The sequence below is a fragment of the Alteromonas sp. ABM1_013 genome (assembly GCF_056160505.1).
In genome coordinates, this window is sequence record NZ_JBSWXH010000007.1 from 52,094 (window position 1) to 64,729 (window position 12,636).

11 protein-coding genes are annotated in these 12,636 nt (G+C 42.4%); 3 read left to right on the forward strand and 8 right to left on the reverse strand.

Annotated features, from left to right (window positions below; translation table 11 throughout):
• Positions 1–4: 4 nt before the first annotated feature.
• Both ACXAGK_RS18850 and ACXAGK_RS18855 read right to left on the reverse strand, forming a co-directional pair.
• Positions 5–424 (reverse strand): MAPEG family protein, encoded by a 420-nt coding sequence (locus tag ACXAGK_RS18850; protein WP_474857414.1) that lies wholly within the window; start codon positions 422–424, stop codon positions 5–7.
• A gap of 225 nt (positions 425–649) precedes the next feature.
• Positions 650–1,156, reverse strand: a complete 507-nt coding sequence (locus ACXAGK_RS18855) for a fasciclin domain-containing protein (protein WP_474804623.1) — start codon at positions 1,154–1,156, stop codon at positions 650–652.
• A gap of 320 nt (positions 1,157–1,476) precedes the next feature.
• On the opposite strand from ACXAGK_RS18855, the gene ACXAGK_RS18860 reads away from it, so the two are divergent.
• On the forward strand, positions 1,477–2,634 hold the full coding sequence (locus ACXAGK_RS18860; RefSeq protein WP_474857415.1) for a tetratricopeptide repeat protein: 1,158 nt from the start codon (positions 1,477–1,479) through the stop codon (positions 2,632–2,634).
• A gap of 55 nt (positions 2,635–2,689) precedes the next feature.
• Here the strand turns inward: ACXAGK_RS18860 and ACXAGK_RS18865 are convergent, their stop codons facing one another.
• From ACXAGK_RS18865 to ACXAGK_RS18885, 5 genes are all read right to left on the reverse strand, one after another.
• Entirely contained in the window at positions 2,690–3,529 is an 840-nt protein-coding gene (locus ACXAGK_RS18865) for an isopenicillin N synthase family dioxygenase (protein WP_474857416.1), read from the reverse strand.
• A 169-nt stretch (positions 3,530–3,698) separates the two neighbouring features.
• A complete protein-coding gene (locus ACXAGK_RS18870) occupies positions 3,699–4,910 on the reverse strand; it encodes a NupC/NupG family nucleoside CNT transporter (protein WP_474829791.1) in 1,212 nt (403 codons plus the stop codon).
• A 12-nt stretch (positions 4,911–4,922) separates the two neighbouring features.
• A complete protein-coding gene (udk, locus tag ACXAGK_RS18875) occupies positions 4,923–5,546 on the reverse strand; it encodes a uridine kinase (protein ID WP_014950808.1) in 624 nt (207 codons plus the stop codon).
• A 188-nt stretch (positions 5,547–5,734) separates the two neighbouring features.
• On the reverse strand, positions 5,735–6,688 hold the full coding sequence (locus ACXAGK_RS18880; RefSeq protein ID WP_474857417.1) for a hypothetical protein: 954 nt from the start codon (positions 6,686–6,688) through the stop codon (positions 5,735–5,737).
• A complete protein-coding gene (locus ACXAGK_RS18885; protein WP_474857418.1) occupies positions 6,685–7,581 on the reverse strand; it encodes a PhnD/SsuA/transferrin family substrate-binding protein in 897 nt (298 codons plus the stop codon). The genes ACXAGK_RS18880 and ACXAGK_RS18885 overlap by 4 nt, the downstream gene beginning before the upstream one ends.
• A 376-nt stretch (positions 7,582–7,957) precedes the next feature.
• Between ACXAGK_RS18885 and ACXAGK_RS18890 the strand changes: the two genes are divergently transcribed.
• A complete protein-coding gene (locus tag ACXAGK_RS18890; RefSeq protein WP_474804642.1) occupies positions 7,958–10,987 on the forward strand; it encodes a TonB-dependent receptor in 3,030 nt (1,009 codons plus the stop codon).
• 193 nt (positions 10,988–11,180) lie between these two features.
• Complete coding sequence (locus ACXAGK_RS18895) at positions 11,181–11,864, forward strand: type 1 glutamine amidotransferase domain-containing protein (protein WP_474857419.1); 684 nt, start codon at positions 11,181–11,183, stop codon at positions 11,862–11,864.
• A gap of 85 nt (positions 11,865–11,949) precedes the next feature.
• Here ACXAGK_RS18895 and argR read toward each other — a convergent pair whose 3' ends face one another.
• Positions 11,950–12,414 carry a transcriptional regulator ArgR gene (gene argR / locus ACXAGK_RS18900; protein WP_179984645.1) on the reverse strand — a complete coding sequence of 155 codons (465 nt, stop codon included), beginning with the start codon at positions 12,412–12,414 and terminating at the stop codon, positions 11,950–11,952.
• Between the last annotated feature and the right edge of the window lie 222 nt (positions 12,415–12,636).

The following is a 12,636-nucleotide window of genomic DNA, read 5'->3' on the forward strand; positions in this document are numbered from 1 at the left end:
CTAGCTAGAATAGCAACTGAAATAACGCGAGCCCATAAACGCCAAGTGTACATAGAGCTCCTACCATATAAAAATAGCTTCTTGGGCTAGGGTTCTTTTCTGTGGCAACAGCATAGTACAGCGCCATATGAATGATACGACTTAGTGCGAAGGCCCAAACCAAGATAGCCAATAGGTCTGTTTGTGCGCCAAGAAACATGCAAAGCAGGGCGGGCAGCACAAATTGGTGAATATTTTCAAGCGAGTTATGAAAGGTTCTGTGACTTCTAAATACAAAACTATCGTGGCTCAATTCTTCGCTAACTTTACCGGGGATGTAGCGAGACTGTTTTCTATGTGCCACAGCGGCAACAATGTTTTGGACAAAAACCGTTAAGCTAATCACTAATAGACCAGCAATACTGTATGTGTAAACCGTAAACATATGAACTCCTTTTCTAGTCCAAAGGGCAGGGTTAATTATTTGAAGTTCTAATAGCATCGAGACTGATTTGTTTGTTCAACTCACGCGCCTGATAGTGCTAGAACAATAAAAACAGTGTTTCATATGATTTTTTACGGAGAAGTTATTGGGAGAGATCGGTGATGATTTTAAGAAAAGCAAAGATCGACTAAAGGCGATCTTTACTTTTCTTTTTAGAGGAACATCTTATAAAGAGGCTTTTACATCGTTTGGAAGTAATACCGTATCAATAACGTGAATAACACCGTTGCTGGTCATCACATCAGCCTTGATAACCTGAGCATCGTTTATCATGACTTTATTCATAGTAGTAGAGACCATAACTTTACTTCCTTCCACTGTAGTGGCATCAGAAAGCGCAGATACGTCTTTGGCCGTTACTTTGCCGGCTACAACATGATAGGTAAGAATTTTCACAAGTGTTTGTTTGTTTTCTGGCTTAAGCAGCATTTCAATAGTTCCATCAGGTAAAGCTGCAAATGCATCATCGGTTGGCGCGAAAACGGTAAATGGACCATCTCCTTTCAATGTAGTGACTAAATCAGCAGACTTTACGGCAGCAACCAGTGTAGAAAACATGTTATTGCTTGCGGCTGTATCGACAATATCTTTTTGCTCACCTTCAGCGTGGTGACCGGCGAAAACGCTGGTGCTTAAAACAACCAAAAACAACACACTCATTAATTTCTTCATAATCTTTCCTTTAATATGTAAATGGGCTTTGAATGAAATTCACCATCCTTCGTTTTGCCTACTACTAAATGACAGCCAATGAAAGGTACTGAATTGAGAATAGTTACGGCGCTGTTTAATATTTTGATGATTAACTTTGTGTAATGCCGTTAAAGAAACGATTACCATTAATAAGAATGAGGTAACAGAGCAGTGAGTAAGCCCATTTTGATGTTTTTTTGCGATAAAAGTACAACTGCATAAGTTGTAAATAAAATGTAAAAAAAATGGTTTGGGTGCTATAATTTTAAACTATCGAGTAACTAAAATAGGTGCCTGATATGAATACTCGACTAGTTTTAATTTGGCTACTTTGCTGTTTTCTAAGTGCTTGCCAGTCTACGGATGAGCAAAATATAGCGTCGCCGCCTACCTTATTAAACGATAACCTGTTTCCGTCGCACCATTTGTTTCCCGTAGAGACCATCGACGAGATTTTTTACTTAGGTGAAGACGCTCAGTTTTTTGCTGAAAAAGCGGTACATAACAAAAGCACTTTGCAGAAAAACGTTAAAGGTTTAGTGAAAGCTATTTTTGACCATTCAGATTACGGCATGCTTTATCGCAATAGTGCGAATACGACAGCAGACACTACGTTTAACAACCGCGCGGCAAACTGCTTATCCCTTTCAATTATGACCTATGCGCTTGCTGAACACGTGGGTTTAGACGCGACCTTCTATGAAGTAGATATTCCAGAGTATTGGACACGAAGAGAAGGGTATAGCCTGCTAAATGGGCATATTAATATGCGCGTCTCAATGCCTGAGGCTAACAACGTAACATCGATTGGAGGCTTATGGGCAGACGTAGACTTTGACCCGCAAATGCTACGCAACTACTTTCCCAGAAAGCCAGTAGCGAAAAACAAAATAGTGTCTATGTACTACAACAACAAAGGTGCAGATGCGTTGGTGGCGAATAGCTACACAAGGGCTTACAGCTACTTTCGTGCCGCTGCTACATTAACGCCTGAATTACAGCAAAGCTGGGTCAACCTTGGCGTTTTATATAGAATGGTTGACGCTTATAAGCAGGCTGAGATGACTTACAAGCACGCACTATCACTAAATGATGAAAACCTCACCGCATGGGAAAATTTATCTATTCTTTATACGCATCAAGAAAGAAATGAAGAAGCCATGCAGATTACGCAAATGGTTGAAGCAAAGCGTAAGAACAACCCTTTTTATCATTACATATTAGGGGAACAAGATTTTGATGCGGGCAAGCTTAACGCCGCAATAGCGCATTATAGAAAAGGGCTCAAGCTTGATAACGCGCGTCATGAGATATTATTCGGCATGGCCAAAGCGTATCACGAGTTAGGAGATGTTAGCGAAGCGCAACGCTTCTTGGAGAGGGCTGTGAAGCATTCACCAAACCAACAAGAAAAACAACGCTATTCTTCTAAATTAGCGACCTTGGCAAGCAACTAAAAAAAAGCCGCAGACTAGCTGCGGCAAAAGAATAACACTACAAAAGGAACTTAATTTATATAACGCCCAGCTCACGAAGGCGCTCTTGCAGGTATGACCCTGCAGTATGACGTTCTGAAAGAACAACATCTGGTCTTGGGTGTAAAAACAATGGCAACGAGATACGAGATTTCGTCATGTCAGTGCCATCTGGGTTTACAACCCTATGGGTAGTTGATGGGAAATATCCGCCTGATGCTTCTTGAAGCATGTCGCCAATATTCACGATCAAGTTCCCGAAATCACAAGGAACGTCAATCCAACTACCGTCTTTAGCTTGTACTTGCAACCCTGGCTCGTTGGCTGCTGGCAAGATAGTAATCAAATTAATATCTTCGTGAGCAGCAGCGCGAATTGCATCAACTTCTTCATCACCTTTTAGTGGTGGGTAGTGCAGTATACGTAGCAAGGTTTGATCAGAATCTTTGATCATGCCACCTAGCGGTTGACTGTACTTATCACTCACCTCTGAAGGAGAATGCTTTTCTATCCAACCCAACAGCTCTTTCGCTAATGTGTTTGCTTCCTCATAGTACTGAGAAATTTGTGGATGTAGCGCTTCTGGGCACTGACCCCACGGATAGAAGTGGTAATACTCTTTAATATCTTTTTTCGTAAAGCCTTTAGCTACCTCAGATACGCTCTGAGGGAAAAATCCGTCTTGTTTACCTTTGTTGTACAGGTAGTCGTTCTTCTCTTCACTATCGAAGAAGCCCTGCCAATTGTCGTAAATACCTTGAACTAATGACTGTTGGATAGGGTGATTTTTCAAAACACCGAACCCTGTCTCGCGAAGTGACTTCACGAATTCTTCTTGTGCGTTTTCCGCTTGGTAATCAACAGCAACTAATTGCATAACTTTATCCCGTATATTTTGACTGCGGCATTATAAAGGTAGACGGGCTACAGAAAAAAGTCGCAGAAATTGACATAAATCAACCCCGCGAGGAATTTGCGCGTAATTTACAGAAACCTGACCAGTTAGTCTAGTAAAATCTTGACCAACTGGTCCAAATTAATGAAATTTAACCAAGAGAGAGGTAAAAGCCCGCTAGCGCGGCACTCATTAAGTTAGATAACGTTGCAGCAATAACAGCTTTTAACCCCAGTCTCGCAATTTCTTTTCTGCGTGTTGGTGCCATAGCACCAATTCCACCCATCAAAATAGCGATAGAAGAGAAGTTTGCAAAACCACAAAGTGCAAAGGTGATAATGGCCTGAGATGCTTCAGATAGCTGCGATTGGTTCTCTAAGAAGTTAAGGTAAGCAACGAACTCGTTGACCACCATTTTCTGACCAATGAAGCTACCTGCAAGTTGTGCTTCCTCCCATGGTACGCCGATTGCCCATGCGAGAGGTTGAAGTACATAACCCAGGATCCCTTCAAACGTAACGTTTTCATAGCCAAATAGCCCTGCTGTCCAGCCAATAAGGCCGTTAAACATGGCAATTAACGCTATGAAAGCGAGTAGCATAGCGCCTACGTTTAACGCAAGCTGCATGCCTGACGCTGCGCCACTGGCAGCAGCATCAAATACATTAGCGTAGCCGGTATCTTCCGCGTCTACGTCGTGTAAATCTTCATTGGGCTTACTGGTTTCAGGCAAGATGATTTTTGCCATTAATAAGCCACCTGGCGCAGCCATAAAGCTTGCGGCCAATAAGTATTTAAGGTCAACGCCCATTCCAGCATAACCTGCCATCACAGAGCCCGCAATTGACGCTAGCCCGCCTACCATAATGGCAAACAGTTCAGAGCTCGTCATGTGTGGGATGAAAGGGCGAACTACCAAAGGCGCTTCGGTTTGACCGACAAAAATGTTGGCTGCAGAGGACATGGATTCAGGGCGACTAGTCCCCAGCGCTTTTTGTAAGAATCCACCGATTACTTTGATGATGACACCCATCACTTTGAGGTGATAGAGAACCGCGATAAGTGCAGAGAAAAAGACAATAACGGGAAGCACGTTAAAGGCAAAAATAAAAGCAATTGATTTGTCGCCAATAGGGCCGAACAAGAAGTTAATGCCTTCTTGGCTATAAGCAATAATGTTGGCGACAAATTTGGTTGCGCTTAATAGAACTTCTTTACCTGGTTCAGAGTACAGGACAAATGCGCCAACTGATGCTTGAATAGCAAATGCGCCGCCAACGGTGCGCCAATTTATACTGCGTTTCGCCGATGATAACGCGAAAGCAATACCCAGAAGGACTGCAATGCCCAGTAAACCTACCATAGTAATGTTCCCTTAAAGAAGCGCTTGCTGAATGTGTGATTTGATCACATCTAATGCGATTTGGTTTTTGCCACCTTGCGTCACTACTACGTCGGCAGTGAAGCGGCTAGGTTCGATAAATTGATGATACATAGGCTTTACAGTTTCTTCGTACTGCTTGGCCACTGATTCTATGCTACGACCTCGTTCTTTAAGGTCTCGCATCATTCGGCGCATCAAACAAATATCAAGAGGAGTATCGATAAAGATTTTTACGTCGTACAGAGGTAATAAATCTGTACGTGCAAGCAACATAATACCTTCAAGTATGATCACCGGTGCGGGGTTTAAGCGCTCCGTTTCAGGTAAACGTGTGTGCGTTTTATAGCAGTAATGCGGATAGTCGATAGGTTGGCCATCACGCAATGCTTGCAGGTGCGCTTTCAATAACTCGTGTTCAAATGCGTTTGGATGATCGTAGTTATTCTTCTCACGCTGTTCCATGGGAAGATGATCTTGGGCGCGATAGTAGTGATCTTCGCGCAGCACTTGAACAGGGCGGCCTTGAGCACTGAAGCCGTTAAACAAATTTTTTGTAAAAAGAGACTTCCCAGAGCCAGAAGCTCCAGAAATGGCAATAATAAGTGGCGATTGCATAGTACTATAAAGCTGGTTTTGTTGGTGCAAAGATACGCGTTTAGGCCTCGCGAATCAATGTTATATTCACAAGTTATCACTTTTGGGCGCGGTCTTTGCTAGAACTTTATTGTATTTTCAAGGTATTGCGGACTGTTTTTTAAACTCGCATAAAATACAAAAAAGTTCTCCAAGTGGTCAGTTTTTAATTAGTTACCAATAATTTCGATATCCTCTTCTTTTATCGGTGGCAATGCATAAGAGTGTTGCTTTGAACGTGAACCTTCACCCTGAGCACGAGGTGGGTAATACTTCTCTTTTTCTTCAACGTAAGACAAGAATAACTCATCAAGGGCGGCTCTTATTTCACTTAACGTTTTGTCTAGGTTTGCGTTGAAGTCGGGGCGTTTTCTCTTTGTATGGCCTAACTCAATCAATCGGCCGAAGCATTTATTAGCTAGCGCCATTAACTCACTTGGAACATCTTTATGTGGCGGTAATGGTTGATTGGGATTGGCTATGCAGTATTTAACCAAAGCAGTGTAAAAACAAAGAGGCTTGTTTTGTAAGGTTACTACTTTGTCTTCAATACCGTTTGATATGGTCTTTTCTTGCAGGTTAATTATTAGTTTGGGCTTAGGAGGAACAACGAGTTCTTCAAGGGGAGATTGTTTTCGCTTCTCTTTGTTCGTAAATACAAATAATGGGGCAATAAGAAGTGCAATTAGAACGGCTACCCAGCTAATCCCCACTTCACTTAAAGCATTTCTACTATTAATTGAAATATGTATGGTTTGCTCTGCATTCTTAAAAGTGGATCTATGTACAATTGGATATTCAGTTAAGTCTGCATTTGTCTGAACGCCCTGAACAGCGCTCGCTATGACAGGCAGCGTTTTTTCTTCTATTACTTTATTGAGGCGTTCAAGATAGCGTTCAATGGCATACATATTCGCTGGCGTATTTAGCGTTTCGTTTCCAACATCAAGGAAAGCGCTATCCAAACTTATACGCCTTTCAACGACATCAATAGCTTGGTGGATGGAAAGCTGATGTGCAAAGTACTGACCTATAATGGATGCTGTTTGCAGAACCATTACCAGCAATACAAATACTGCCGCAATTTTTAGGGGAGGTATAAGGTGCAACTTAACTTTACTCATTTGTTACACCCTTCTTCCAAGGTAATATTTTTGTAATATGGCCTTGGGTGAGTTGTCGCTATTTCGTAGACAACTGACTGTACAGCGCAGAATAGGTCCGTATTTTGGGTCTGCATCTTTAAATACCATTGCATCCCGCTCACGCTCTCTAAAAGGGGGGCGGTGTAATTCTTAGAGAACGTCTCGGCATCTTCCTCTGCCCAATACGTTGAGATGATATCGACTTCGCCTGCAAGGAGTGCGCGCCTCAATTCCTTATGAGAGCTGTAATAGACAATGTCGACAGTGGTGTCTGTCAGCCCCATATGTTGTAAGACTGTCTTGGGCACAATATGACCAGAACGGCTACTCGGATAGTCTAAAAGACCAATTCGTTTTCCAAGTAGATACTCTTTATTTAACAATGGTTTTTCTCTAAGCGCTATAAAAAATGCGGGGTAGTCAGGGTGGGCTGCTAGCTTAGTTAAACCATAGATTTTATCTGCACCAAAGGCATCCACGATATTGCTTTTCACCAAGGCTAGGTCAACTACACCGTGGTTTATATATCGAAACGTGTCGTAATCGCTTTGACCAATTACTACTTTAATACTGCTGTATTGGCGTTTTATCGTGCTGTCAGAGCATAATCGTTCGCTAACCATTTTAGCTATGCGACCATCGGTTATATAAGCAGAAAATACATCTTTATTACCCGATAACCCTGTGTTGCAGGTTAATATTTGACCAGTTTGCGGCAGAATGTCATCATAAAACGTAGAATTTTTATAATAGCTTGCTAGGCCACACGATAGTGCAACTATAGCTAATATAACCCACTTTACAGAGGTAACAATTCTTAAATCTGTCAAAAAAACGACCAAATGAATTAACGATTTATATGTGGATTTCATCAGTTAAGGTTACTTATTGCAATAGGTAAATTTATTTTAAAATGGTAAGTTGTTGTTATTAATGAATCTTTTATAGGTAAACCTGATTTTTGTTAAACGCTGTTTATTAGTGTTCGATATGGCAAGAATAGCATCAGCTAATCGCCGTGAATTGACAATAATAACAATAAGTAAATTAACCTGACCATTTGGTCAAGATATTTTTTACAAAGTCAACCGCCTAGGGGAGTTGCTGCTAAATAAAAATGTAAAGTTGTAATAAAATTGACATGAATCTCTATAACAATTTTGTCGATTCATATTAATTGAAGGTCGTCTAAGGGAAATGCCCTACTAGCGACCCTAAAAACAAATTTAAACAATAAGGGAAACACACATGAGAACATCAGCAAAGTTCAGTCGCATTGCGGCTGCGGTTGCGCTGTCAATCGGTTTGTCGTCAACGGCTATGGCCCAGGTTACGTCATCTGAATTGAACGGTAAAATCATGGGGCCGCAAGGTAACCCAGCGGCAGGTACTGTTGTAACAGTTACTCACGTTCCTACAGGCGCGGTTAAAACTGTTACTGTGAACAACGGTGGTACGTTCAGTCTTCGCGGTCTTCGCGTAGGTGGCCCATACACAGTTGTCATTGATTCTGACGAATTCGCTGATCAAACAATCAATGACGTCTACCTAGAGCTTGGTGAGTCAGCGTCAATTGAGCGTATGCTAGAGCCAGCAGCCCAGTACGAAAACATTGTTGTTACTGGTTCTCAAGTTAGCAGCTTATCTTTCGGCCAAACCGGCCCTGTTGCAAGCTTCGACCTTTCTACTCTTCAAGAAGCGCCTGCTATCAACCGTGATATTACCGATATCGTTCGTATCGACCCGCGTATTTACGTGGACGAAGGTGGCAGCAACGGTATTCAGTGTGTGGGTAAAAGCCCGCGTTTCAACAGTTTGACTGTTGACGGTGTTCGTATGAACGACCTTTTCGGTCTTAATTCAAACGGCTACCCAACTGAGAGAATGCCTTTCTCTTTCGACGCTATCGCTGGTGTTTCAGTTGAAATCGCACCGTTTGATGTAATCTACGGTGGTTTCTCTGCGTGTAATATTAGTGCTGTAAGTAAAACGGGTACTAACGAAGTTCACGGTTCTGCGTTCTATGACTTCGGTAGCGACAGCTTACGTGGTGACTCACTCGAAGGTGATGACATCAACCTAGGTGCTTATACTGAAAGACGTTACGGCTTCACTGTTGGTGCACCACTTATCAAAGATAAATTATTTATCTTCGCAGCATACGAAAAGCTTGAAGGTGCAAACACCTTCGACCGTGGCGCTATCGGTTCTGGTGCAATTAACGAAGTTAATATTACTCAAGCAGAAGTTGAGCGTATCCAACAGATTTCTCAAGATGTTTACAACTTCGACGCGGGCTCTGTACCTTCAAGTCTTGCTAACGAAGATGAAAAACTACTTGTTAAATTAGACTGGAATATCAATGACCAGCACCGTTTAGCGTTTACCTATAACTACAACGACGGTAATAACTTTGCTGAGTCTGATGGCGATTCAAATGAATTCGAATTCCAAAGCCACCTATATGAGCGTGGTGCAGAACTTCAGTCTTTCATCGGTGTACTTTACTCTGACTGGACAGACAAATTCTCAACCGAAATCCGCGTAGCTCGTACAGAGCTTGATAATCTTCAGCGCTCTTTCTATGGCGACGGAACACCAGGTGGCAATGATTTCGGTGAAATTATCATTCGCATGGCTAATGATCCTAATGATGACGCTGATAACCTTTCTGTTTATCTAGGTTCTGATGACAGCCGTCAAGCCAACGACCTAGACTGGGATGCAACTAGCATCATGTTCCGCGGTAACTACTACTTCGATAACGGTCACACGCTAACTTTCGGTTATGAAAACGACACGCTTGATATCTTCAACCTTTTCGTACAGCACGCCGAAACAACAACTACATTTAACAGCATTGATGACTTCGAAAATGGTGCGAATGCTCGAATTGATTATGGTTATGCTTACTCGGGTAACCTTCTAGATAGAGCTGCTGAGTGGGGTTACACTTCACACTCTACATATGCGCAGGACGAGTTCTACCTAACTGACGACTTGAAAGTAGTTGCTGGTCTTCGTTATGACTGGATTACAACGTCAGACCGCCCTCTAGAGAACGCTGAATTCACCGAATCTTACGGTTATAGTAATAGTGCAAACCTAGACGGTGTAGACCTTCTTCAACCACGTGTTGGTCTTAATTACACGCTAAGTGATAGCACAGAACTACGCGGTGGCTTTGGTCTTTTCTCAGGCGGTAACCCGAACGTTTGGATGACTAACAACTACCAGAACACTAACGTTACTGGTGGTGAAGTACGTGGTGATTACGCAAACATCCTAGATGGCAGCGTAACTTGGGTTAACACTGAAGACGGCGTTACTGCTGGCCCTGGTTACTCAGTACCGTCTGACCTTGATGCTCAGATGGATGCAGGTGTTGGTAGTAACTTTGAACCAAATAACCTTGACCCAGACTTCGAAATGCCTAGCGAGTGGAAAATCTCTGCAGGTATGACGCACATTACAGATGAAGACTATGTATTTAACCTAGATCTTTTGGTAAGCATTACGCAAGACCAAGCGATGATTAAATACAAAGGTATAGAGCCTGTAGGTCTTACCGACGAGGGATACATTGAGTACGAAAGAACGGGTCTGGGTTCTTTGGAGCTTACTAACTCTGATGAAAGCTCTACTTCTTATTCATTAACAGCAACAATGAACAAGACTTGGGACAACGGCATCTCACTTGTGGGTGGTTATAACTACAGCCACGCTGAAGATGTTCAGCCTATGACTAGCTCAGTAGCGTTCTCTAACTACCAGTTCAGGGCATTTACTAACCCGAATGAAGAAGTTTCTTCACTGTCGGATTGGAACATTGCTCACCGCTTTACGTTGGACTTCCGTTACACTACTGAACTTATTGATGGCTACAACACTACGTTCTCTGCGTTCGCGGTTGCTCAGTCTGGTAAGCCATACAGCTTTACTATTTCTGAGGACGAAGTAAATAGTATCTTTAACTTCACGCCTTACTTGGACTCTAACAACGTACTTCCAATTGGTGCTGAGCGTAACGATGAAGAAAGCCCTTGGTGGACAAAAGTTGATATCGCGGTTCGCCAAGATGTTCCAGCCTTCCACAAAGACCACACAGCACAAGTATTCTTCGTGATTGATAACTTCACAAATATGCTTAACGATGATTGGGGTATCCTAGAAGAGACTTCATTCAATACAGCTGTTGTAGGTACTGCTAATCCAGAACGTCGTCAAGGTGATGCGTCACTTTGGGAATTACGTTTGGGTGTTAACTACCGCTTCTAAGAAGTAGTAAACACTAACTACAAGTTGTAGTGTTAGGTGCCACTTTCCTTAACAGGAAGTGGCACTTTTTTATGCCTGCGATTTATCTCACACACAAGCCACTAATCGATCACAGTGTTTGCTTATGATCTAAGTCCCTCCACAACACGAATTAACTGACGAGAAAACTTTTAAATGCTCGCAAGGAGGGCTTATGACAAAACGTATGCTTATGGTAATGACGTCTCACGAAATTATGGGTGACACGGGTAAGAAAACTGGCATGTGGTTAGAAGAGTTCGCAGCGCCATATTACGCATTTAAAGATCAAGGCTATACGATTACGCTGGCATCACCAATGGGCGGGCAAGTGCCTATTGACCCTAATAGTCTTGCAGAAGACGCAATGACAGACGACGCCATGCGTTATACTAAAGATGAATTGGCACGTAGTGCTATCGCCTCGACTATACCGCTTGAAGATGTGCGTGCTGATGAATTTGACGCGGTATTTTACCCCGGTGGCCATGGTCCGCTATGGGATCTTTCTGATAACGCGCACTCGATTAAGTTAATTGAAGACACAATTGCAGCGAATAAACCTGTCGGTGCAGTGTGCCACGCTCCAATCGTACTAAAGGATGTTAAAAATCCAGATGGTAAATACTTAGTTGATGGCAAACAAGTAACGGGGTTCTCAAACAGCGAAGAAGCTGCAATGGAACTTACTGACGTTGTTCCTTATCTGGTAGAAGATGAACTGGTTAAAAAGGGCGGTAAGTATGAAAGTGCTGACGATTTCGCGGTAAAAGTCTTTACTGACGGTTTGTTAGTAACGGGTCAGAACCCACCGTCATCTCGCCCCGCAGCAGATGCGCTTATTAAGTTGCTATCTTAGGATAGCCTTCGATTATACCCTATTTGGAAACCGCATCTTGTATGCGGTTTCTTTATTTTTGATTGTCGGCTTTTGGTTGCCCTAACTATACATTTTCAAATAAATCTTCAACGCGTTGTCTTAATTCTTCAATTCTTGTCACGTCAGCAGGGGCAATGAAAATAGTGTCATCACCTGCAATAGTGCCTAGTACGCCATCTTTCTTGCTTAACGAATCTAATAAACGAGCAATAAGCTGTGCTGCACCTGGGCTGGTTCTAATAATAACCATGACATTGTTGTGAACAATATCTAATACCAACTGTTTGAGCGGACTTTTGGCGGTAGGCATACCTAATTCAGGAGGCAAACAGTAAACCATGTCTCCTCGTGCATTTCGGGTTCGTACCGCGCCAAACTTACTTAGCATTCTAGAGATTTTGGATTGGCTGATGTTGTCAAAACCTTGTGCTTTCAAAGCGTCAACTATCTCGCCCTGCGAACCGTAATTTTCTGCTTTTAGGATTTCTTTAAAAGCTTTGATGAGTTGCTCTTGTTTTGCGTTTGCCATTAGCGCTCTTTCTTTTTTAAATGTTATCGTAAGGAATTGTATTTAGTATGCGTATATTGTGCCGTACAGGTAGACTTTGCGCAATTTCTTTGCATAATCATTCATGATAATGAATATCGAATGAAAATCGCCATAAATAACGTTAATAAGACGATCCGGTGATTGAGTTTTCCCCCGCGTTGCATTAGTGTGACGTTCCGTTTAAATACGTGAAGTAATCCC